This is a genomic window from Nostoc sp., from assembly GCF_036917535.1.
GTDB lineage: Bacteria > Cyanobacteriota > Cyanobacteriia > Cyanobacteriales > Nostocaceae > Nostoc.
Window position 1 is genome coordinate 21921 of record NZ_JBALDA010000052.1, and the last position, 22340, is coordinate 44260.

The 22340-nt window shown below is 41.8% G+C and carries 19 protein-coding genes, 1 tRNA gene and 2 pseudogenes; 11 read left to right on the top strand and 11 right to left on the bottom strand.

Annotated elements, in window-relative coordinates:
• The first annotated feature begins 20 nt into the window (after positions 1 to 20).
• Both V7K56_RS16990 and V7K56_RS16995 read left to right on the top strand, forming a co-directional pair.
• Positions 21 to 1235, top strand: a complete 1215-nt coding sequence (locus tag V7K56_RS16990) for a hypothetical protein (protein WP_334912044.1) — start codon at positions 21 to 23, stop codon at positions 1233 to 1235.
• A gap of 50 nt (positions 1236 to 1285) precedes the next feature.
• A tRNA-Gly gene (locus V7K56_RS16995) sits at positions 1286 to 1356 on the top strand.
• A 259-nt stretch (positions 1357 to 1615) separates the two neighbouring features.
• Here V7K56_RS16995 and V7K56_RS17000 read toward each other — a convergent pair.
• Positions 1616 to 2662: an ABC transporter permease gene (locus tag V7K56_RS17000; protein WP_334912045.1), complete on the bottom strand. Its 1047-nt coding sequence runs from the start codon at positions 2660 to 2662 to the stop codon at positions 1616 to 1618.
• A gap of 99 nt (positions 2663 to 2761) precedes the next feature.
• A complete protein-coding gene (locus V7K56_RS17005; RefSeq protein WP_334912046.1) occupies positions 2762 to 3280 on the bottom strand; it encodes an adenine phosphoribosyltransferase in 519 nt (172 codons plus the stop codon).
• A 412-nt stretch (positions 3281 to 3692) separates the two neighbouring features.
• Here V7K56_RS17005 and V7K56_RS17010 point away from each other — a divergent pair, with 412 nt between their 5' ends.
• Positions 3693 to 4319, top strand: a complete 627-nt coding sequence (locus V7K56_RS17010; protein ID WP_334912047.1) for a DUF3038 domain-containing protein — start codon at positions 3693 to 3695, stop codon at positions 4317 to 4319.
• A complete protein-coding gene (locus V7K56_RS17015; RefSeq protein ID WP_334912048.1) occupies positions 4316 to 5746 on the top strand; it encodes a DUF4335 domain-containing protein in 1431 nt (476 codons plus the stop codon). Before V7K56_RS17010 ends, V7K56_RS17015 begins: the two co-directional genes overlap by 4 nt.
• Before the next feature lie 56 nt (positions 5747 to 5802).
• Here the strand turns inward: V7K56_RS17015 and V7K56_RS17020 are convergent, their stop codons facing one another.
• The 5 genes from V7K56_RS17020 to V7K56_RS17040 all read right to left on the bottom strand — a co-directional run bounded on the left by V7K56_RS17020 (position 5803) and on the right by V7K56_RS17040 (position 11224).
• On the bottom strand, positions 5803 to 6168 hold the full coding sequence (locus tag V7K56_RS17020) for a four helix bundle protein (RefSeq protein ID WP_334912049.1): 366 nt from the start codon (positions 6166 to 6168) through the stop codon (positions 5803 to 5805).
• Positions 6169 to 6256: 88 nt separating this feature from the next.
• Positions 6257 to 8527, bottom strand: a complete 2271-nt coding sequence (locus tag V7K56_RS17025) for a transglycosylase domain-containing protein (protein ID WP_334912050.1) — start codon at positions 8525 to 8527, stop codon at positions 6257 to 6259.
• A gap of 377 nt (positions 8528 to 8904) precedes the next feature.
• Positions 8905 to 9660 carry a hypothetical protein gene (locus V7K56_RS17030; RefSeq protein ID WP_334912051.1) on the bottom strand — a complete coding sequence of 252 codons (756 nt, stop codon included), beginning with the start codon at positions 9658 to 9660 and terminating at the stop codon, positions 8905 to 8907.
• A 218-nt stretch (positions 9661 to 9878) separates the two neighbouring features.
• Positions 9879 to 10355, bottom strand: a complete 477-nt coding sequence (gene lspA / locus V7K56_RS17035) for a signal peptidase II (RefSeq protein ID WP_334912052.1) — start codon at positions 10353 to 10355, stop codon at positions 9879 to 9881.
• A gap of 281 nt (positions 10356 to 10636) precedes the next feature.
• Positions 10637 to 11224: a biotin transporter BioY gene (locus tag V7K56_RS17040; protein ID WP_334912053.1), complete on the bottom strand. Its 588-nt coding sequence runs from the start codon at positions 11222 to 11224 to the stop codon at positions 10637 to 10639.
• Between the two features lie 594 nt (positions 11225 to 11818).
• Between V7K56_RS17040 and pstS the strand changes: the two genes are divergently transcribed.
• From pstS to V7K56_RS17065, 5 genes are all read left to right on the top strand, one after another.
• Positions 11819 to 13000: a phosphate ABC transporter substrate-binding protein PstS gene (gene pstS / locus V7K56_RS17045; RefSeq protein WP_334912054.1), complete on the top strand. Its 1182-nt coding sequence runs from the start codon at positions 11819 to 11821 to the stop codon at positions 12998 to 13000.
• Positions 13001 to 13141: 141 nt separating this feature from the next.
• Positions 13142 to 14092, top strand: coding sequence for a phosphate ABC transporter permease subunit PstC (gene pstC, locus V7K56_RS17050; protein ID WP_334912055.1), 951 nt, complete (start codon positions 13142 to 13144; stop codon positions 14090 to 14092).
• Between the two features lie 19 nt (positions 14093 to 14111).
• On the top strand, positions 14112 to 14993 hold the full coding sequence (gene pstA, locus V7K56_RS17055) for a phosphate ABC transporter permease PstA (protein ID WP_104909557.1): 882 nt from the start codon (positions 14112 to 14114) through the stop codon (positions 14991 to 14993).
• Between the two features lie 57 nt (positions 14994 to 15050).
• Positions 15051 to 15857 carry a phosphate ABC transporter ATP-binding protein PstB gene (pstB, locus tag V7K56_RS17060; RefSeq protein WP_334912056.1) on the top strand — a complete coding sequence of 269 codons (807 nt, stop codon included), beginning with the start codon at positions 15051 to 15053 and terminating at the stop codon, positions 15855 to 15857.
• A 123-nt stretch (positions 15858 to 15980) separates the two neighbouring features.
• On the top strand, positions 15981 to 16262 hold the full coding sequence (locus tag V7K56_RS17065) for a hypothetical protein (protein WP_334912057.1): 282 nt from the start codon (positions 15981 to 15983) through the stop codon (positions 16260 to 16262).
• Between the two features lie 24 nt (positions 16263 to 16286).
• On the opposite strand, the pseudogene V7K56_RS17070 reads toward V7K56_RS17065, so the two are convergent.
• Both V7K56_RS17070 and V7K56_RS17075 read right to left on the bottom strand, forming a co-directional pair.
• Positions 16287 to 16532: pseudogene (locus tag V7K56_RS17070) on the bottom strand (Uma2 family endonuclease); the annotation flags it as partial.
• Between the two features lie 485 nt (positions 16533 to 17017).
• Positions 17018 to 17614: a glyoxalase-like domain protein gene (locus V7K56_RS17075; RefSeq protein WP_334912058.1), complete on the bottom strand. Its 597-nt coding sequence runs from the start codon at positions 17612 to 17614 to the stop codon at positions 17018 to 17020.
• Between the two features lie 196 nt (positions 17615 to 17810).
• Between V7K56_RS17075 and V7K56_RS17080 the strand changes: the two genes are divergently transcribed.
• Positions 17811 to 18446 (top strand): sigma-70 family RNA polymerase sigma factor, encoded by a 636-nt coding sequence (locus V7K56_RS17080; protein ID WP_334912059.1) that lies wholly within the window; start codon positions 17811 to 17813, stop codon positions 18444 to 18446.
• A gap of 92 nt (positions 18447 to 18538) precedes the next feature.
• Positions 18539 to 19619: pseudogene (locus V7K56_RS17085) on the top strand (tetratricopeptide repeat protein).
• 140 nt (positions 19620 to 19759) lie between these two features.
• Here V7K56_RS17085 and V7K56_RS17090 read toward each other — a convergent pair.
• On the bottom strand, positions 19760 to 20509 hold the full coding sequence (locus V7K56_RS17090) for a hypothetical protein (protein ID WP_334912060.1): 750 nt from the start codon (positions 20507 to 20509) through the stop codon (positions 19760 to 19762).
• A gap of 337 nt (positions 20510 to 20846) precedes the next feature.
• The gene (locus tag V7K56_RS17095) at positions 20847 to 22301 is read right to left on the bottom strand and encodes a sensor histidine kinase (RefSeq protein ID WP_334912061.1); all 1455 of its coding nucleotides are present in this window, start codon (positions 22299 to 22301) and stop codon (positions 20847 to 20849) included.
• Positions 22302 to 22340: the final 39 nt, after the last annotated feature.

Genomic DNA, 22340 nt, shown 5'->3' on the forward strand with positions numbered 1-22340 from the left:
TCATATCCAGTTTATATAATATGACACCATCGGTTGCAGACAAAACTCCAATTCCAGCCAAGGTCTGGAGACGACACACCGATTCACCAGGTTTGTGGATTTTTTTTGTTGTCAGTTCGGTCTCTCTGCACTTGCTGGTGTTCTGGCTGATGCGCTCATCTAATGCATTTAGTCTGTGGTTTCCCCAGCAAAATCAATCTGCTGTTCCCATTGAATTGATAGACATTGCTCCTAAAACAAAATCAATAATCAAATCAAAATCAACAGCCAAAATAGTTTCGTCAAAGCCACTATCCTCAACTCAAAAGTCTGTACCAACACGTTCATCACAAACAGCACGAACTACGCCTAAAAATGAAGATTTTGGCGCAATAAATTCCTCTGATAATCTCCAGAAAAAGAGCCGAATTTACGCTTCTCAACCTAATAGCAAACCCTCTAGACAACAGATAGTTTCCACACCAACATCGAAACCTACACCTAAAGCCACACCGAAACCTATAGCTAAAGCCACACCGAAACCTACACCTAAAGTTACATCGACACCTACAGTTCCAATCGGTAATTTACCTTGGAAGCGTCGTCAAGAAATTAAACTGGGAAAAGGAACGCAACTACCAACAGGTATTCCATCAAATCAACCAGTTTCAGAACCCGAAAATAGAGAAACTCCAGCAACTTCGACTAGGGAAACTCCAGCAACTCCGACTAAGGAAACTCCAGCAACTTCGACTAGGGAAACTCCAGCAACTTCGACTAAGGAAACTCCAACAACTTCGACTAGGGAAACTCCAGCAACTTCGACTAGGGAAACTCCAGCAACTTCAACTGGGGGAGCATCGGTAGCAATAGTAGCTCCCTTATCTAAAAATGAAGTGATTAGCTTGATACAATCAAGAGGATTCCGACAAGGTGTTTTACCCGACGTTATCGCTTTATACAGAGGAAGCAACACAAAACAATTAGACACAAGTTTTCTTGTCCACAATTCTGGACTTGAGCCTGCGCAACTCTTGGCTAGCTTAATAATCGATAACAATGGTAATTTTAAACAAGCTGTAGTTCTAGAAATAGAACCAGCAGCACTGCAAAGTGAAAAAAGCACATACGAGCAAGTCCTCAATGAAGTTTTCAAAACAGAAAACTTTATTGCTGCCTACAATAACGATGGCACAAAACCAGAATTGAGCAATCTATATGTCAGGATCAAAATCCAACCTACCAATTCCAACTAAATACTTGAATTTTGGCAAAAACTATGTTAAATTTATATGGTTGGAAATTTGCGGGCGTAGTTTAGTGGTAAAACTATAGCCTTCCAAGCTATTAATGCGGGTTCGATTCCCGCCGCCCGCTTAGAAAAAACTCTTAAATATACGAGTGCAAAAACTAAGTTTGAATCTTGGTAAAATAATTAGTTAAAAAGCAATTCCCAATTTTGCAGTATACAGAAATAGCTTGAAACTAAGAGTAGCCAAATTCAAGACAGCATGAGAAATCAGCAACACTTTCTTCAAGAACATCTGCACTCTGGCTACCTGTTTGTTGTTTGGTAGCTGACAGTACTCTAAAAACCGCCCAATATGTTTTGATTTTTTGGATTTTTGAATTGCTGCTAATTGAGATTTTCTAGGCGAATGCGTGGATCAGCTGCTTTGAGCATCAAATCGGCGATTAAATTGCCAACAATCAGCAGTACTGCGCCCATTACCAAGCTTGCCATTAATAAATATAAATCTTGAGCTTGTAAAGCCTGTAGAGTCAATCTCCCTAAACCTGGCCAGTTGAAGAAAAATTCGGCAATGAAGGCACCATTTAATAAGCCAGCTAATTCAAAACCTAATAAGGTGATTAAAGGATTTATGGCGTTGCGAAGTGCATGAACGTAGATGACGCGGTTTTCTGGCAAACCTTTGGCACGAGCCGTTTGGATGTAGTCTTGACGCAAAACATCCAATAATTCACCGCGAGTGATGCGTTGCAAACCAGCAAAACTAGTAATTGACAGTGCGATTGTGGGTAAAATCATGTGCCAGCCGATATCTAAGATTCTGCCAAACCACGACAGTTCTGAGTGATTGATGCTAGTCATGCTACCTACTGGGAACAACGGCGAGGTGATTTGGGCTAAAACCAGCAGCGCTAAGGCAGTGATGAAACTGGGAAAGCCTTGTCCGGCGTAACTAATCACCTGTAAAATCCGGTCTGCTGGCTTATTTTGTTTAACAGCGGCAAAGATCCCTAGAGGGATGGCGATCGCCCATGTGACAATTAAAGATGCGATCGCTAATAGCAAAGTCGCTGGTACTCGTTCCCATAACAGCGATGCCACTGAACGCTGATAAATAAAACTCGTGCCAAAATCCCCTTTGGTCAAGATTCGCCATAGCCACAGCCAAAATTGCTCTGGCCAAGACTTATCTAGACCAAACTGCCGTTTGATTTCCTCAATTCTTTCTGGGGATATCTTCGGATTTTGCCGCAGCGTATCTACATAATCACCGGGAGCAAGTTGAATGATGAAAAACGACAACGCTGACGCCAAGAACAAAGTTAGCAGTGCCTGCAATAGCCGCTTTGCCACATAAACAAAAGTTTCGCTTGTGACTAGCCCGATTAGCCAATCCCGACCTATCTCCAAGGAAATTTTCGTAGATGTCATTTATATTTCGTCCTTTGTCATTTGTTCTTTGTCCTTCGTCCTTTGTCCTTCGTCATTTGCCAGTTGTTTTGCTATTGACTAATGACCAATGACTAATGACTAATATTCAATTAAAGAGATGATCGGCACGTCTGGCAAATATGTACGCCCTTGTAAATCCCGTAGCTCGATAATAAACCCAAATCCTACTAGTTCGCAGCCAATTTTCTGCACCAACTTTGCTGTGGAACTTGCAGTTCCACCTGTGGCAATCAAATCGTCCACAATCAAAACTCGGCTACCTTGGTGTAAAGCGTCTTGATGCACTTCTAGGCAATCTGTACCATACTCTAGTTCATATTCAATTGAGTAAACGGCTGCTGGTAACTTCCCTTTTTTGCGGATGGGAATAAAACCAGCTCCTAATTTATAAGCCAGAGGTGAACCAAAAATGAATCCCCTCGACTCAATACCAATGACATAATCAGCTGTTATTCCAGCTTCATTGCATTTTTGTGTTAAAAAGTCAATAGTATAGCGCAGCCCCTCTGGGTCGCGCAGTAACGTAGTAATATCCCGAAATAAAATTCCGGGTTTCGGGAAATCTGGGATGTCACGAATGAGAGACTTTAAATCCATAAAATGGGGAATGGGGAGTAAGAAATGGGGAATGGGTTATGGGGAATGAAGTAAATAAATTAATAAGCAATGCTCAATGCCCAATGCCCAATGCCCAATGCCCAATTTCAGATACCTGAAAAATCGTACACTATAATGTCATACGCTGGGGGTCAAGGCTGAAGCTTCGCCCTTCATTGACGATAATTAGAATCTAAACCAAGCTAGAAAAGGTATTGCACTAATAAATAAGGTGAATTTAGTTATGTTTTAAAATTTTGATTTCAATATAGGGAAAACTTTGAGTAGAAAGAGTTAAGTAATGTATATCTCAAGTAGTCATGCTACTGCTACAAGTCTAACGCTCTTGTCTAGCTACAGATCTTAAATTTGTTTTATCTAGTCTGTTGGAACCGCACAAGGTATTTATAGAATGAATGTCTCAGCAAGTTTAACGCCGTTCAACAGTCCAACCCAAGACTCACTGCCGATGATTCTGGACACTTTACCAGATCCTGCGATCGCCTCCAAAACGTGTCCTCGGAGAACGAGGCTGCAAATTGACCTGATTTTACTGGCAATTGAAGCTTTAGAACTTGGTGGTTCGGAAGCAATCCTGGCTTTTGCTCAAGAGTTGGATCTTAAAGGAATTGTTAAAGACAGAGTGAATTTATGGCGGATGCGTAGCTCTAACCCGCTACGAAGAGCGCATATACGCCGTCCCTTAACTATTATGGAAGCAAAAGCTTTGGTGGTCATTGCTTGCTACATAGCACGGCGTTTAACTGTTGTCATCCGCCAGTTATTAATGATATGTCAACAAATGGAAGAAAAACAGATTCCATTAGAACAGAATTTGCGGCTATCTAATTACTTAGAGCGGTTTAGAGCACATTTTAAAAGCCGAATGAATGCTCGACGTTCTGGTGTACTGGCATTAACTTCTGATGCAAAATTAGATGCGCTAGCAATAAATTTGTTAGGACAATTACTATTTTGTACTGGTACTGCTGGAATGCAGCGGTTCTGGATTAGTCTTTTTGACGGTGAAGTGGAATGAATATTCAACGTAAGTACAGTCTACCTAATTGTACTCTTCTTTTAGAAGGGTTAAGTGATGTCACTAGGGCTGCACAGTTCCAGGAAATGCGCCCAGAATTATCAATATTGGTAAATGCAGAATGCTATTTGTCTGGTTACAATCAACCCCTAACGGGAGGGCGGGAATTTTTTGAAAGTTTGGTGAGGGCTGTTAGTGGTTACGCCCAAGAATTTTTGAGTACTGTACCCAATCCGCAAGCACACAACCAAGAATCGGAGCTAGTAGAGTTTCAAAAAATTGACGGCAACCTCCACAGGTTAATCATACATTCAGAAAGTGCTCCAGAGGGGTTCGAGTCTCACTCTAATAACTCTAAACGTCCGCCGATTGAAATAGATTTGAATACGGTGCAGTTGTTTGATTTGGTAGAAGCAGTGGATCAGTTTTTTGCTGATAGCCAGACTTTACCAGAATTATCCCTAGAACTACAACCAGTTACTAGACGCTACGGCGGTGCTAGTCAGGCTGTAATCAAGCAGGCTGTTCCTGCTGCTGTGGGAGTATCGAGTTTAGCAGTAGCAGCGATCGCATTTAACTTGATTCCACCTCCCCAAATGCGTATACCGCAGCCTAAGCCGGATGAGCAAACTAGCTCTACAACAAAGAGCCTTAATCCTCCAGCATCAGCGGCTGCAACACCAATCGCGGCGGTAACACCAACACCATCCACAGTCAATGAAAAGCCAGCAGTTAAAGATTTAGAAGCACTTTTAAATACAGTTCCAGAAATTACCGATCCATCCCAGCTGCGTGCATTGAATCGTCAAGTGTATAATCAAATCCATCCAGCTTGGACTAAACGCTCAGGATTGCAACAGGATTTGATCTATCGTTTGGGTGTAGCAGCGGATGGCGCGATCGTTGGTTATAAAGCGGTGAATAAAGAGGCTAATCAAGGAGTCGGGCAAACTCCTCTGCCTAACCTACTTTACAATCCTGCTAACCGCGCTCCCATTTCCAATGAACCAATTGCCCAATTCCGAATAGTGTTTACTACAAATGGTGTGCTGCAAGTTAGCCCTTGGCGAGGATATGCTAAGACACCAGAGGTAGTCGGTGCAAAAATTACTGACTCTAATATCACTAAAGGTTTAAATCAAAAGCTTTATAATACAGTTCGCCAAACCTGGAGTGGCACTCCCACCTTTACACGAGATTTGAAATATCGGGTAGCAGTCAACAGAGATGGTGTAATTGCTGACTATGAACCACTCAATCAAGTCGCCTTTGATTATTTCCGAGAAACACCTCTTCCTAAGATGTTTAACGCTATCTATGGTTCTAATGTAGCTCCTCCCAATGACAAAGAACCTCTAGCCCACTTCCAAGTAATATTCAAGCCTAACGGCAAGCTCGAAGTCACTCCTTGGAAGGGATATCAGTAATTGGGTATGGGGCATAGGGCATTGGGCATGGGGCATGGGGCAAGAGAATTAAGTTGCTATTCCCTATTTCCTATGGATTTTAGATAAGCATTGAGCTTGGGTAATAGTTCATCAAGAATTGGTTTAAATCTACTTACCTGTTCATTTGTCAATAACTGTCTGGCGTAGGCTAACCTTAACCAGCTGATAGTTTCATACAAAGACCCTCTCGCAATCTTGACAAAACGTCGATTGTCTTGGTCGTTATACCTACCTCTACCTTCTGCGATGTTTGCACAAATACTATCAGCAGAGCGAACAATTTGTTTGCCCAGTGTATCTTTAGTAAAATTGTCCCATCCTTTAGCAATACGCCAAATTTCATTAGCTAGCTTTTCAGAAAGTTGATAAACTTCTAAGTCCTCAAAATCAGGTCTTCTCACAAAAGTCCATTGATCATCATATTGATCAATAGTTCCTAATTCTCCATGCCCAATGCCCCATGCCCCATGCCCTATGCTCTATGCTCAATTACCGTGTAATTCTCCGCATATAATTTCCCCATAATTGAGCTGCTTGAGCACTGCTGCCAGATGTGGGGGAATTATTGTCGTTTCCCAGCCAAACGCCAGTTACAAGTCGCTGACTGGGGATAAAACCAATAAACCACAAGTCAACATTTTTATCAGTCGTACCAGTTTTTCCAGCTTCCCCTAGTCCAATGGCAGCACTACGACCAGTACCTCTTGCAATTACACCGCGCATCAAACCAGTCATTTCATCAGCGACATCATTTGTCAACACTCGTTTGTTTGCACCTGGATCTTGGTCGAAGGAGTAGATTACACGACAAGTTTTGATATCATTGCGATCGCGACAATCACCACTGTCTAAAATTCGGTTAATGGCATGAGGAGGATTCAATACACCGCGATTGCCAATAGCGCCAAAAGCACCAGTCATTTCCAAAACATTGACTACGCTTTGACCCAGTACTAAGCCAGGAACCGGATCGAGGTTTGATTTTATCCCCAAACGCTGCGCCATTGCTACTACTTTATCCAGCCCGACTTCTTTAGCAACTCGCAAGGCGATAGGATTTTCTGAAAGTGCCAGCCCGGTGGCAATATCGAAGCTCGTGTCAGCACCAGCACGACAGGGTTTATAAGTAAAGCCTTGCCAAGTTAAAGGGGCGCAGGAATAACTTTTTGATGGGGAAATTCCCTGTTGAATGGCGGCAGTGTAAGTAAAGATTTTGAAGGTGGAACCTGGTTGTCTATTGGCTTGAACAGCACGATTGAACTGACTTTTTTTATAATCAGTCCCACCTACCATTGCGAGGATACTGCCTGTACTAGAATCAAGAGTGACTAATGCCCCTTGAGAAAAATTAAAAGTTCTACCAGAGTTGTTGACCGAATTACTTAACGCTGCTTCTGCTTGTCTCTGTATGCCTAGATCGAGCTTGGTTTCAATGATATAGTTTCCCTCTCTTGCAGCTCCCTCCCCCAAAATTGATTCGAGTTCAGAGAAGACGTAACTGTAAAAATAAGGTGCGATCGTTTTAGCTTGCTGTTCGCAGACTTTAGGACTGATTTGGACAGTGGAGCGTCTAGCTCGGTTTGCATCCTCTGGTTTAATTTTGCCCATCTCCAGCAACCGCTTAATTACGCGATTTCGGTATTCAGCCGCTTCTAGCTTATTTGGCCCATCCCCACAAAAATCGAAAGCGTTGGGAGCTGGCAAAATTCCTACCAATGTTGCTGCTTCTGCCAAAGTTAATTCTTTAGCCGGCTTCTCAAAGTAATATCGGGCTGCATCCTCAAAGCCAGAGGTATCCCCTCCCAAAAAAACCCGATTTAAGTACATCAGCAAAATATCATCTTTGCTGTAAAATGTTTCGAGCTTTAGGGCGACAACTGCCTCCCGCAATTTGCGGCCAAGGGTATCTTGTCTACCTACATACTCGCGGAACAAACTGCGGGCAACTTGCTGGGTTACAGTGCTGGCTCCTTGTTGCACATCTCCGGTGCGGCTATTAATCAACACAGCTCGTAAAATCCCTAGAGGATCAACCCCAAAGTGCCAGTAATAACGACTATCTTCTGAAGCCACTACCGCAGCAGGCAAATAAGGGCCAAATTCCTCTAATCGCTTCATGTCAACATGAGAGATTGTCCGAGGTTCTCTCAAGGGAGTGGCTCCATCACGGGCGTAAACAACTACTGGGGCGCGTGTCGCTGTCGGTAGAGGTCTGACTGAAAATTTCAGCCATTCGACGCCAATCACTAATGTTAACAGGGCACTGACACCACCAACTCCATAAGCTGTCCAACTTGCAGCTTTGACATACCATGCTGGTGGATCGACATATTGCAACCGCACAGAAGCGGCGAGTTCTGGAGGACCCAGAGTCAGAATATCGCCGTGACGCAGTTCTAGGGAGCTAACACGACGCTTGCCCCGATAAATACCATTGGTGGAGTTTTCGTCTTTGATCGTGAAAACTGGTGTGCGCTGAGTAGAATTCCGCGATAGTGACAGGTGAATTTGGCTGACAACAGGGTTACGGATGACGATATCGCTGGATTTGGAGCTACGACCGAGAATATAGCGATCGCCCAACAGTGGATATACCTCTGCTTTATCCGCCCCCGCATCCTGCACCCAAAGTTCTGGTACTTTGGCATTAGGCTTGAGCGCCAATTTAGAAAAATCGACCCTAGCTTGAATCGTATGTACTGCTTGAGTCAGTTGACCTAGTAACGTTTGTGGCTTGTGAGGGGGTTGGGGAGAACTCATCGGCTATTCACATCACAGTTTTTAATGAAGAATCGGGCGAATCACAATTAATTTTAGATGTTAGTCTTTCATCATTTTACTCATAAGCCAAAGCAGAAATTAGCTCTGCGTGACTTTTTGATTTAATTTATACTTAAATTTATATTATAACTAGAATAAATTTGTGATTTTAATCACTTATTTCTATAAGGAAAGATTTTTTCTGTATTTTCAAAGGCTTACCTAAGCTGTACTAATCGTTCAATAACTACAAGTGTAATTTTCCCGCTTGTCTTTTTAAACACTAGTTGTCAGTAAATAACTGATTTAAATTTTACCAATTTTACATATTCATATATTTTGAAACGAACCTAAATATCTTCATTTAGGAAGATTTTCTAAATCTTAATTATCTGCTTTAATAGGGCGAGTGTTCCGTTGAGGTTAATTACAGTAATGATGGGAAAATCTCTGACCCTAATTGGTACAGCTTTATCTTTGGCATTTACCACTAATATTGCTGTAGCCCAATCCAGTAAATCCCCCATAGCCCAGTCTAGTAGCGACTCCACAAGCACACCAACGGAAATCAAGATGTCGCCAGAAGGTATGAAAATTCTGTGCGAGCATTTTCCGCTCAACTCCCGCTGTTCCGGCGGTACAGCAGCCACCCCTAGCGCTCCTGCACCTAGCGCTCCTGGTAGCACTACAGCACCAGCAGAAACAACAACGCCAGATAGCACCACCACTCCTGATAGTACAACTACACCAGGAACCACTACACCAGGAACCACGCCTCCAGAATCTGGCACTCCTGAAACCACTCCAGCGCCAGGAAGCACAACTCCAGCGGCACCTGATACACCTAGCAAGTTAACTCCACCATCAGGAAGCTCAACCACTCCTGAAGGCGCACCTAGCAACTTAACTCCACCAGGAAGCTCAACCACTCCTGAAGGCGCACCTAGCAACTTAACTCCACCATCAGGAAGCTCAACCACACCCGAACAACCTAACACTCCTGGCAGCACTACCGACCCAGGAAGCGCAACCCCACCAGACCAACCTGGCACTCCTGGCACTCCTGGCAGCAGTATCGAACCCGGTAGCTCTCCCAGTACTCCTGGCTCTAGTTCGCCAAAAACTCCTACCACAGGTAATTAAATTAAAAGCTGGGGCATAATCTAAATAATGGTTTGCCATCAGCGATCGTTAGTGCATCTTTCTTAAACTCTTGCACCAGTTATGTAAACTGGTGTCAGATCACAAATAAAAATTGATAAAACCTTATATGTAAAGTCTTCGCATATAAGACTAAGCAGGGGTTTCACTAATTCAATAGCCTGGGATTAATCATCCCAGGCTTAATAGTTCAATGGAATCTGCCAGTTGAAGTCGGTGTTTTTTGCAAGGAAGCAATTAACAGGCAAACAATACCGATACTAATAAATGAGTCTGCCACATTAAATACAGCAAAGTTTATCAGGCGAAAATCAAGAAAATCAACGACGTAGCCTAAAACAAAACGATCAATACCGTTGCCCATAGCTCCACCTAAAATTAAGCCATAGCCTAACTGATCCCACAAATTTAATGTTGGGCCGATTAACGCCAACGCTATCAAGACTAAACTCACTCCTAAAGATAGCCAGCGCAACCACTCTACTTTCCCACTTAACAGACTAAAAGCCGCCCCAGTGTTAGTAACATAGGTGAAGTGAAATATCCCAGGTAAGAGTGGTAGTGTCTGCCCCAAGCTAAAGCTTTGTACTACCCAATACTTTGTTATTTGGTCTAAGAAAAAAGCGATGAAGGCAGCGAGCCAGAAAAGACGATTTTTTAAACGCATGGCAAATTAGTCATTGGTCATTGGTCATTGGTCATTGGTCATTGGTCATTGGTCATTGGTCATTGGTCATTGGTCATTGGTCATGAGCTTTTGACAAAGCGCAAAGTTCAGCCATTGCGTTCCTGTCGCCCTGCGTCGGAAAGCAAGTGGCGTTGAGCGCCGGCTTTTGGCGTTGGCGCAGCCTGCCGTAGGCATCAGACGGCAGTTCTTTTAAGCGGGGGAACCCCGCCAACAGACTGCCTCAACTTTGTAAGAGAGGACAAAGAACAAATAACAATGAACTAATAAAACATTAAGTGACGCAATATATATGCTATTACAGTAACTGCACAGACCACAGTTAGTTGACCTGGTAGTGCAAACCAAGAGTATCTAAGGATTGCCTGCATCAAGGATAGATTTTCTGTGCCTTTCCACTGAAAAAGGTAGCTAATAATCAAATAAGTGATACCGCAGATGTGGAGAGTTAACAAGCCACAGACGCAACTAAAGGCAAGAGTTTCTAGTCGAGGTCTGGCTTTAAAGGCAACTAAGCCACAAATCCAAGCTCCAGGAATAAAGCCTAGTAAATAGCCAAACCAAGATAGCTTGACATAACCAATACCGCCGCCATCGGCAAATACTGGTAATAAGGTTAATCCCACAACTAAATAGGCAATTTGCGAAAGCGCACCCGCATTTTTGCCCCCTAAACAACCCACCAACAATACTGCGCCAATTTGAAAAGTGACACCTAAAGGAAAAGTCTGAATTCCGTGTTGACTCCAAGTCCAAGGTAAGGTGATGCCATAAACTTCTAAGAAGGTACCACCCATTGTCAGGAGTAAGCCAATCATAGACCATAGTAATTGATTGGAAGCAGCAAACATTTATTAGGCAACCAAGGAAAAGCAAAAGGGAAAACCAACAGCAACTAGTATATTCATTAATATTGAAATGAAATTTGTGCTTATATCTTAAGAACTAGCATATTTTCTTTTGCCTTTTTGCTATGTAATTGTTCAGTTCTATGAATTGCAACTAAGGCGTCTATTATCTGATTTTCTTAGCTGAGGTTTGCTGTGAATTCTGGTGTTTAACCTAAAACATGATAAAATTGACATTCATTATTTATATTAGTATTTATACTAATTTTGCAAAGCAGTGCCTAAATTTGGCTACAAAGTATTTAATGCTTAATCTTAATTAATATTAATCTATTTTTTTTATAACTTGACCAACGAAATTACACTAAAAATAAAGTTTTGTAAATGAGTACAACAAACTTAATGTAATCATATTTCTATCTTAGACCTAAAGTAAGAGTATAAAATTTATCAATCAAATCTAGAAACAAGGGTTTGCTCTTCATCAAAAAAACAAGCATCTTTATTGCTTTGTTAACCTTTCGTTAATCTCTATTATTGTTCTTTGGGAGTATCTTAGAAACGCTCACCTGAAAAGTTACTAAAAAATTGATAGCGATGCTCTCACGTCTTAGTGCAATAAAAACTCATCGCCTCACAGGTTCAATTTCAGTGTTAGCACTGACAATCAGCCTAGCAGCTTGTGGCGGACAGCAAACACCAGATAGTACAGCCACCAAAGATACGCCTTCTGGTACTGCTACAGATACTACTGCCTCTAGCCCAGCTAAATTAGACCTTGGCGGAACCGTAAAGTTAAGCGGGGCTGGTGCGTCTTTTCCGGCACCACTGTACGATACCTGGTTCACAGATTTAAACAAAAAATATCCTAATCTGCAAGTTGACTATGCATCAGTTGGTAGCGGTTCTGGAGTTGAACAATTTATCAAAGGCACTGTAGACTTTGGTGCCAGCGATGTCGCAATGAAGGATGAAGAAATCCAGAAAGTACCAGCAGATAGAGGTGTTATTTTACTGCCTGTGACTGCTGGTAGCATCGTGTTGGCTTACAACTTGCCTGATGTTCCAGAACTCAAGCTCCCACGAGCCATTTACGCCGATATTCTACTAGGCAAAATCACGTCTTGGGATGATGCCCAAATTGCCAAGGCTAACCCAAGTGCAAAGCTTCCAAAAGAATCAATCACAGTTGTTTATCGTTCCGATGGTAGCGGAACTACGGGCGTATTCACAAAACACCTCAGCGCTATCAGCCCTGAGTGGAAGAGTAAAGTTGGTGAAGGTAAAACTGTCAACTGGCCTAAGGGAGTAGGTGCTAAAGGTAACGAGGGTGTTACTGCCCAAATCCAACAAACTCAAGGTTCTATTGGTTATGTCGAGTATGGCTATGCCAAACAAAATAGTCTCAAGTTTGCTGCTTTGGAAAATAAAGGCGGTAAGTTTGTTGTAGCTAGTGAGGAGTCAGCTTCTAAAACTCTTGAATCAGTACCTCTTCCCGCAAATCTCCGCTCCTTCATTTCCGATCCCGACGGGGCTGATTCCTATCCCATCGTCACTTACACCTGGATTTTGGCTTACAAGAAATATCCTAATGCGGCAAAAGCCAAGGCGATTGAAGCTGCGATCGAATACGCTTTAACTGATGGACAGAAGCAGGCTAGTGCATTAGGATATGTTCCTTTACCGCCAAATGTGATCACAAAGGTGGCTGCTGCTGCTGACCAAATCAGCCCAGAATATAAAATTTCTGTCGCCAGTGGTAGTAGCGCTAGCAAGTAAGCAATCAAACACGCTTATTAAGTAGTAACTTTGAACATTGAGTTACCATTATATCAATTGAAACAGATGATGAGGCGGCAATTTTACTAATCTGGTTGCCTCCCATATTCTTCTCTGATTTAATCCTGAAAGTCGGTATTCATGACTACAAATTCTCAAAATCTGTCATCAGCGATGAAAAATCGCTCTGACGCCGAAAAATCCTTAGATTTGGGTTTTATTTGGCTGACTAAAATTTTCGCTTTTGGGGTTGCTGGAACTTTATTATGGATTGGGTCGCAGGTTGCAATTAACTCTTGGCCTGCCATCCAAAAGTTTGGTGCTGGCTTTTTAGTCAATACCACTTGGAACCCAGTTAATGATAGCTACGGAGTTTTACCTCAAATCTACGGAACTCTCTTAAGTTCTTTTATTGGTCTGCTGATAGCAGTACCAATTGGGATTGGTACTGCTATTGTACTAAGCGAGGATTTTTTGCCCGCTAAAGTGAAACTAGTACTGGTTTTCGCAGTAGAACTGCTCGCAGCTATTCCCAGCGTTGTCTACGGAGTTTGGGGTATTTTCGTTTTAGTGCCAATCTTAACCAGCTTAGGAAAATGGCTCAATGGTTATTTTGGCTGGCTGCCATTTTTTAGCACTTCTCCTACAGGGCCTGGAATGTTGCCGGCAGGAGTCATCTTAGCAATTATGACTTTGCCCATCATCACAGCCTTATCCCGCGATGCCTTGATTTCTGTACCCCCAAGTTTGCGCCAAGCTTCTATAGGGTTGGGAGCAACCCGCTGGGAAACGATTTTACAAGTTCTTATCCCAGCAGCCTTTTCAGGCATAGTGAGTGCTGTGATGCTCGCACTTGGGCGGGCAATGGGAGAAACAATGGCTGTAACAATGTTAATAGGAAACTCCAACAACATTAGTCTTTCTCTATTAGCACCAGCCAATACAATTTCTTCTCTACTGGCAAATCAATTTTCAGAAGCGAGTGGTTTGCAAGTTGCGGCTTTAATGTACGCGGCTTTAATTCTATTTTTTTTGACACTGGTAGTCAATATTCTGGCAGAGTTGATCGTTCTGAGAGTCAAGCGAATATAGCTTAGTTTTGGGTTAAATTATGACTTCTAATTTTCCAGAGCGCAGTTTAACTCGCTCCCCCACGTCTCAAAGGACACTGTTTAATACAGTAATGACTGTAGTCGCATTTATCTGCGGAGTATTAGCACTTTTACCTTTGCTAGCAGTGCTTTCTTACGTGATTATTAAAGGCTTTAGCAGTCTGAATCTGGCCGTGTTTGTGGAATTGCCACCCAAAGCTCTGCAAAAGGGAGGAGGCTTTGGTAATGCCATTTTAGGCACGCTGCTGATGGTAGGAATTGCTGCCTTGATTAGTATCCCCTTTGGAGTTTTAGGGGCGATTTACATTACAGAATTTAGTTCGGCGAAAGTAGCTAGATGGGTACGTTTTGCAGCTAACGTCCTTAGTGGAGTCCCCTCTATTATTGCTGGGGTATTTGCTTATGGGATTGTAGTTTTAACAATGGTAAAGTTGAACTTAGGATCGTATTCAGCTCTAGCTGGAGGGTTTGCGTTAGCAATTTTAATGTTGCCAATTATTCTGCGAACTACTGATGAAGCCTTGCAGTTAGTATCGCAAGATTTGCGACAAGCATCTGTAGGGTTGGGAGCGACTAACTTTCAAACGGTGAGTCAAGTAGTCTTACCAGCAGCTTTACCAGCTATTGTAACTGGGGCAACGCTAGCGATCGCCAGAGCATCTGGAGAAACCGCACCTTTGCTATTTACTGCTCTATTTTCTAACTTTTGGCCAGATGGTTTATTCCAACCAACAGCTTCCTTGGCTGTTTTAGTTTACAAATATGCCATTTCTCCGTTTAAAAATTGGCAATCTCTAGCTTGGGCAGCATCTTTAATTTTGGTATTGATGGTTTTAATCACAAGTATCATCGCTCGCTGGGCAACTCGCAAAAAAGCTTAGTAAACAACCATACACAGTGCAAATCCCCATCGCTTAAACTAACACTAGATTTAATTTATGGCTACCAATACCAGGACAGCGAATGACACTGAAACCGTTTTACGCACTGAAAATCTCAACATTTACTATGGCAAGTTTTTAGCCTTACAAAATATTTGGCTAGATATACCGAAAAATCAGGTGACTGCTTTTATCGGCCCTTCTGGTTGTGGTAAAAGTACGTTGTTGCGATGCTATAACCGTCTCAATGACCTGATTGAGTCATTTCGGGCAGAAGGTAAAATACTTTTTTACGATAAAAATTTATATGCAGCCGACATCGACCCTGTAGAAGTGCGTCGGAGGATTGGGATGGTATTTCAAAGACCTAACCCATTTCCTAAATCAATTTATGACAATATTACTTTTGGAGCCAAAATCAACGGCTATAAAGGTAATTTGGATGAATTGGTAGAAAACAGTCTCAGAAAAGCGGCTTTGTGGGATGAAGTCAAGGATAAACTACAGCAAAGTGGTTTGTCTTTATCTGGTGGACAACAACAACGGTTATGTATTGCTCGCGCGATCGCAGTACAACCTGAAATTATACTGATGGATGAACCTTGCTCCGCTCTTGACCCCATTTCTACCTTGCGTGTTGAAGAACTGATCCACGAACTTAAAGAGCAATATACTATTGTCATTGTCACCCATAACATGCAGCAAGCAGCACGTGTTTCTGATAAGACAGCCTTTTTTAATGTTCGGACTTCCGAAACAGGAACTCGTAATGGCTATATGGTAGAGTATGATGCAACAGAAGTAATTTTCAACAATCCTCAACAGAAAGATACTAGAGATTACGTTAGTGGCAAATTTGGATAAATAAACATTTTACATTGTTATCGATATTAAAGCAATGAGGGATATTCGGAAATTAAAGCTGTACGATATTCCTCTATGTTTTTTATTTTAAGGGCTTTTTCCTCCCCAACAAATCTCATCTCCATGCTGTCTGAAGTCTATTATTTGGTGCGTTCAAAAACTGACGGGAATTATCTTATAGCTCGTCCTGATGCTGAAACATCGGGTTATTTATTACTGTTTCAGGAAAACTTTGACGCTCTTAGTTATCTCAATGCCCATGCAGCAGAAGTGGCAAATCGCTTTGCTGTGGAATCTATTGCGCGTACACAGTTGGGAAATTTGCTCAAACGCTGGGGTTTTAGCGGTGTTGGTATTGTGACTGACCCGTTATTGCCCAAAGTGGAATTTTTACAGCACAATTAACTAATTCGTAATTCGTAATTTTTATTAATTAAATAGTTGTGCGATTGCACAAGTAAAATTAGGTAATATTGGTGAACTCAATTCATCAGCATTGAATAACGTAGCAACTAACTTTAAACTTGCTTGTTCGCGTCTATATATTTCCACTTGTTGCTTGCGCCAATCTACAATCCAATATTCTCTGACACCTCGTGATGAGTAGAGCTTAAGTTTTAGTTCTCTGTCTCGCTTTTCATTTTCACTACCAGCAGATAGTACTCGCGGAACCAGTGATGAAATTGATGAAATTGAATTGTTAGATTTAGCTGAGATATTGCTGAATAAGTTGGTAGATATTCGTAACTTATATTACTTATAATCAACTTGTTTATAGATATCAATAAAGACACATCTAACGAATCTAACAAATTAGCTAAATACTAAATTAACGTGAGTTCGACGGATTTTAGGGGCTACAAGCCTTGTAAATAAAAGATTATTTCAGCTAAGGCTGAAAGAAACTCTTATCCATTAGTTGAGAATAAAGTCAATAATTGACAGATTCCAGAGTTACTGATTTTATTCTCAATAAGCCCAAGCATTTTTAGTCACAGCTATTTTCCAGATAATAGGCTGGCTAACGGTTTCAGAGTTTAAAGTTCATCGAACTCACGTTAAATTAATAATCCAAAATCTAAAAAGAAATATTAGGTTTAACGATGCCTACGGTAGCAAGCTACGCCAAACCCAACCTCAAATAATCTAAAATCTCAGAACTAATTCGCTACCTCAGCCACCTCAATGACTCGCCCTTCATAGTCCTTAACTAAAAAGTTCAAGGGTTTGTGGTTACGAATTTTCAATTTCAAACCGCGCATTTCGACTCGCATTAAAATCATTTCCAAACAGTCATGGTCAAAACAAACGTGCCGTTGCTGATTTTTGCTACCTAAGCTCGCACCAGTAATGACGTGTAGCTGGGTGTTTTTCTTCAATTGATACCACAACCCATCGTTAGCATTATTCATCACTTTACTAGACAAGCTCGGCCCGGTAGACATATATAACGGATCGATGCCAGTTGCGCCTATCGTTTGTTCGTAGTTGTAGTAGTAGTGCAATGGCACCTCAGCTGCTGGCAAATCTAGCAGCCCTTCATACAATTGTCGGGCAATCTCCAAATCTGACACCATTACAGTGTGTACTTTTGGAGCACTGGTGAGAAACATCCACATAGCACCAGCGTAAGCTGCTAGCAGCATCACCATAATGCCTTGGGTGGAGAACAGGCTATCTAAGGGCAGGGAAGGCAGAAAGGAGCCTAAAGTAAGGGGGCTGAGCAGAAACGATACCACACTAATTTCTATAACCATGAACAAATAAGGATTCTTTAAGAGAGTTGATTTTATGATTGTCAATTAAGACTAAAATTAAGTCCTTGTTTTTAGTTTATCAATACTCAAGTAGTCTGAGTTTCATCTACAAACTGAGCAACACCAAGATATTATGCGATTAACTAGGGGAATGCAATTCCCAAAACTATTTTAACAACTATCAACTCCAAGACTTGTGCAAATTCCTCATTTTCCCGAAGCTAATCACCCGCTGGTGAAGTCGCTGTTCCATCACAGTGACCATGAATTACTGACTCTGTTTCAGCGCTATCCAGATGCTGGAAAGTACTTTACGGTGATTTTTTGTCGCTATAGCCCCATAGTCTACACCTTAATTCGGCATTCGGCGCGATCGCCTGTCCAGGCAGATTATCTGTTTGCCCTTACCTGGCGACATATTTATTACGAACTCGGTGGACTAAAGTTAACTGACTCTGAATCAGGTGAGGAAGCCTTGACCATGCAAAATTGGTTAATTAATATGACAGCTTTTTGTATAAATGAGATTAAACTACCACCCACAGAAGCAATTCATTATTCTCTGCAAGCGACTTCACCGCCGCTATGGTGCTATGTAGAACAAGCGTTAGACCAACTACCACCAGTTTTACGATTAATTGTGTTGATGGCTCAAACTTTCCACTGGAGCGAAACTAGAATCGCTGCTTATCTACAAGCTGAAGGAGAAGCGATCGCTCCTAACGAAGTAGCCAATTTTCTCCAAGAAGGCTATCGTATGCTAGAGGACAAATTGCCCACAGATATCCGCAACATATACTTTGGAGAAGATTTAGCTCAATCAAAAATTTAAGTACAAATGCGTATATTGATTGTCTTCAAATTAAAAACTAAAACTTCTTCTTAGACCTTCTACTTAAACCCGCAACTTTACGGGTAATTTTTATGAAACTACGGCTTGTATCTCCTTGGCAAAAGGTAGGCTTAATTTGTGTAGGTGCGATTTCTTGTCCCCAGGTACTTTTACACAGCTTTTTACTGTTAGCTTTTTTGCTGAGTCCGGTAGCGGGTGCGGTTGATATTACCGAACAACTCCACCGCCCTTTAAATAATTCCGTTGGGCGACAATCAAGAGATGAAGCAGACGGTTTGCTGCGTATTGCTGAACAAGATATACGCTTCAAGACATGCTGACAAAACAATCGCGTCTTGTTTGCGGGCATTAGAACTATATCATTCCATTGGCGAGCTGAAAGCACAAGGTCTGACGTACAATTTGCTTGCTAAGGCTTATGTGCAGCTTGGTAGTTCAAAAGAGGCGGAAGATGCTTTCAGAAGAGGATTAGCCATCGCTCGTGATACTAAAGACTTCCAATCCCAGATTTTTGTGCTGAATAATATCGGTACATATCTGCTGCAACAAGGCGAATCTGCTGCTGCTGCTAAAACAATTGAAGATGCACTCGCAATTGCTCACGGTGTCAAAAATATTGAAGGTGAAGGACTGTCTTTGAATAATTTGGGTTTGGTAAGTGCCACGTCGGGAGATTATAACAAGGCGATTAAACTGTACGAAAATGCTTTAATTTTCCGCCGTCAGACTGGCGATGCCATCGGTGAAGCAAATACCTTGAATAATTTAGGAGATGCTTATTTAGCATCTGGAGATTATCGAGATACCATTGCTACTTATGGTGAAGCAATGCAGACAGCTAAAACCAACCGCGATCGCACTAATCAATTACGGGCAATTGACGGTTTAGTTACGGCTCACACTGCTGTCGGACGTTACGAACGCGCCTTTGACTTACTAGAGCAGCGTTTAGCACTCGCTAAAGAATTACAAAATTTACGCGAAGAGTTAAAATCTTTTGAATCTTATGCTCAGTTATATAAGCAACAAGGTAATTATTTAACTGCCCGCAATTTTTACGAAAGGGCAATTATACTGGCGCGGACATTGCAAGACAGCAAGCAAGAAGTGCAATTGCTGAATCAGTTAACTAAAATGCTTCAGCGAAAGTAGTTAAAAGGGCGGTTGGAAACCACATCTACACAGGCAAAATCGACCTACGTGGGTTATAAAAACTTGATTTTCTCTAGTCTAGGTCGGTGTAGCTCTTATTTATGTAGCCGTGAATGACCTTCGCCCTAATTCTAAATTAATTAATTCAAGAACACCGAACCATTTCGTTCAATTCTCATTGTACTTCTACCCTGTGTTGCATTGGTGGCTTCCTTAAATGTAACTTCCAAATTTCCTGGCTCTGAAGCAGCTTGTTGTGGAGTCACTATCAACTGTCCGCCATCTTCTCGTTCAAATGTTACTGTTACTGGTACTTTTAAAGCTTGCAGTGTTACATCTGACTTACCTTGTAGCGATCGCGGTGCCGTATCGCCAATCACTTGGAAAGTTATATTAGCCGCAGTATTATTAACTAACTTGACATTAACCGTACCATTAGTAATTGCGATCGTTGCATTGGGGGTTTGCCGTGGTTCTACCAGTGGTTGTTGGTCAGTAGAAACCGCAGGTGGTGAAGGCTGTTGAGTTCGATCACCAGGAACTGGGGGTACTGGTCTAGCACCTGGTTGCGGTGGTACGGGAGACACTTGCCCTTCAGCCGGAGGAACTGGTTGTGGTGGTACGGGAGACACTTGCCCTTCAGCCGGAGGAACTGGTTGTGATGGTGTGACACCTGATTCTGGTGATACGGGAGCTTGAGAGCGGTTGTAGGGTGGTTCGCTAAAAATACTGGGACGTGGGTTTAGTGTTGAAGAAGTAGCTCCTGGCTCTTTAACATTGGGAGTAGATTCTTGTGCGAAAGCTTGAGGAATTGCTGGCAGACTAATCAGCAATCCTCCACAAAGAGCGCCAAATAACTTGCTAGACTTGCGGAAATTTTGAAACTTCATATTTGTTCTTAACTCCTAACAAAACTTTAACTTTTTTTTATTACAAAAATTTCTCCAACCGGAAATTAAATTAGGTTTTATCGGTCGTTGAGTATATCTAAATATCTAACAAATGACTCAATTTATCGCATCTAGCTAAGGATACGGAAATCATCTAAAAAAATGAAAATATTTCATTCTCAAGATTTAAAGTCTTAATCATTATCACTAAGCACATTTGTGTAGTAGTCAAATTCAATATACTGCTAAAAAATTAATTTTCTCGCTAAGAATTAAAGTCTGCTAGAATGGACTAAAATCTGACATCTATCACAAGAAATAAAAGTTTATTAGCGAATTAAGACTCAAGAATTATTGGTAAAGTGATAGTAAAAATAGTCCCAACGCCTTGGCTACTTTCAACTTGAATATGACCGTGATGATGTTCGACAATAGCTTGAGCGATCGCTAATCCCAATCCTGAACCAGTAGCGCTGGCTGTCGCCGTATTCCCCGTCCTATGAGTACGCGCTGGATCTACTCGATAAAAGCGGTCAAATAAGCGTGGTAGCGCTTCGGCTGGAATTCCAATTCCGGTATCACTCACCTTAACTTGCAACTGGGCACTGGTGTTACGTAGTCCAGAAACACGATTTATTCCTTCTATCCGCGCCAATTCCACTTTCACTCGTCCATGTGCTGGAGTGTAATGCAAAGCGTTAGCAATTAAATTTGTGAACAACCGCACCAATTGATCCCAATTACCTACAAGAGTAAACCAATTTTCCAGTAATTCAGGGCTAGTTTCAGAAATAGGAGGGTCAACTAAGTCTAGAGAAAGGGTGATTTCTTTCTCAGGGACTAACAATTGTTGTTCTTCAACCACCTCTATTAGCAAAGCATCCAACGGACAAGGTGAAAAAGTATCTTTGCTAATACCACTATCCTGTCGTGCTAAAAAGAGTAAGTCATCGACTAACTTACCCAAGCGCTGGGTTAACCGTTCCACCACCTTTAACTGTTGTCGATATTGCAAAGAAGTAGTCGTTTCTGTCTCTGCTAAATCCAAGTCAGCAAGCGTAACTTGCACATTAGTTTGAATCAAAGTGATCGGACTTCTAAGTTCGTGGGAAGCATCAGCAGTAAATTGTTTAAGACGTTGATAAGATTCACCCACTGGTTCCATCGCTTTACCCGAAAGAAACCAACCACTTGCGCCTACGGAAAGCACCATTAACCCAATACCTAATGCCAAATCAAAAATTAACTGGCGACTAGGTTTAGTAACTTCAAACCAGGGATGACTAACACGCAGATATCCTAATACTTGTCGTCTCACTTCTACGCGTTGGGTGACTTGTCGTAATAAGAGTGGGGAATTAGGAATTTTTAATTTTGAATTTTCACTCTCTCCCTTGACTACGCGCACAGTTTCACCAGTGCGATTGACACGAATAGGAATATTTAGGGGTTCAGATAGCGTTGACCAAAGTAATTTACCAGTTGGACTAAACCATTCTAAGTCAATGTGGTCATCTTCTACAGTGTCGGTATTGTCACCAAAACTGGCTTCTACATTAATGCGAAATTTATCTGCATCAGTATTAATTGGCTCAAATATGAGTGTAGATGCACAACCACTGGTTGTGAGGCAACGCTCCACTATTTCCACTACATGGTTAAGGGTGTCATCAATCCGCTCAATCAGTGTAGTACGAACGTATAAATAAACGCCACTGGCAAACAGTAGCAACAATATAGCAGTGACGGCAGTGTACCAAATTGCAAGACGGCGGCGAGTAGCCTGAAACATATTTTCACCTACCTTTTTTTGATTGAATATCATCAGATT

Bases quoted from the DNA above. Each gene is read 5' to 3' on its own strand.
- V7K56_RS17005 (WP_334912046.1), bottom strand. From the start codon at position 3,280: ATGGATTTAAAGTCTCTCATTCGTGACATCCCAGATTTCCCGAAACCC.
- V7K56_RS17095 (WP_334912061.1), bottom strand. From the start codon at position 22,301: ATGTTTCAGGCTACTCGCCGCCGTCTTGCAATTTGGTACACTGCCGTC.
- V7K56_RS17000 (WP_334912045.1), bottom strand. From the start codon at position 2,662: ATGACATCTACGAAAATTTCCTTGGAGATAGGTCGGGATTGGCTAATC.
- V7K56_RS17010 (WP_334912047.1), top strand. From the start codon at position 3,693: ATGAATGTCTCAGCAAGTTTAACGCCGTTCAACAGTCCAACCCAAGAC.
- V7K56_RS16990 (WP_334912044.1), top strand. From the start codon at position 21: ATGACACCATCGGTTGCAGACAAAACTCCAATTCCAGCCAAGGTCTGG.
- pstC (WP_334912055.1), top strand. From the start codon at position 13,142: ATGACTACAAATTCTCAAAATCTGTCATCAGCGATGAAAAATCGCTCT.
- V7K56_RS17090 (WP_334912060.1), bottom strand. From the start codon at position 20,509: ATGAAGTTTCAAAATTTCCGCAAGTCTAGCAAGTTATTTGGCGCTCTT.
- V7K56_RS17065 (WP_334912057.1), top strand. From the start codon at position 15,981: ATGCTGTCTGAAGTCTATTATTTGGTGCGTTCAAAAACTGACGGGAAT.
- V7K56_RS17040 (WP_334912053.1), bottom strand. From the start codon at position 11,224: ATGTTTGCTGCTTCCAATCAATTACTATGGTCTATGATTGGCTTACTC.
- pstA (WP_104909557.1), top strand. From the start codon at position 14,112: ATGACTTCTAATTTTCCAGAGCGCAGTTTAACTCGCTCCCCCACGTCT.
- pstS (WP_334912054.1), top strand. From the start codon at position 11,819: ATGCTCTCACGTCTTAGTGCAATAAAAACTCATCGCCTCACAGGTTCA.
- pstB (WP_334912056.1), top strand. From the start codon at position 15,051: ATGGCTACCAATACCAGGACAGCGAATGACACTGAAACCGTTTTACGC.
- lspA (WP_334912052.1), bottom strand. From the start codon at position 10,355: ATGCGTTTAAAAAATCGTCTTTTCTGGCTCGCTGCCTTCATCGCTTTT.
- V7K56_RS17025 (WP_334912050.1), bottom strand. From the start codon at position 8,527: ATGAGTTCTCCCCAACCCCCTCACAAGCCACAAACGTTACTAGGTCAA.
- V7K56_RS17075 (WP_334912058.1), bottom strand. From the start codon at position 17,614: ATGGTTATAGAAATTAGTGTGGTATCGTTTCTGCTCAGCCCCCTTACT.
- V7K56_RS17015 (WP_334912048.1), top strand. From the start codon at position 4,316: ATGAATATTCAACGTAAGTACAGTCTACCTAATTGTACTCTTCTTTTA.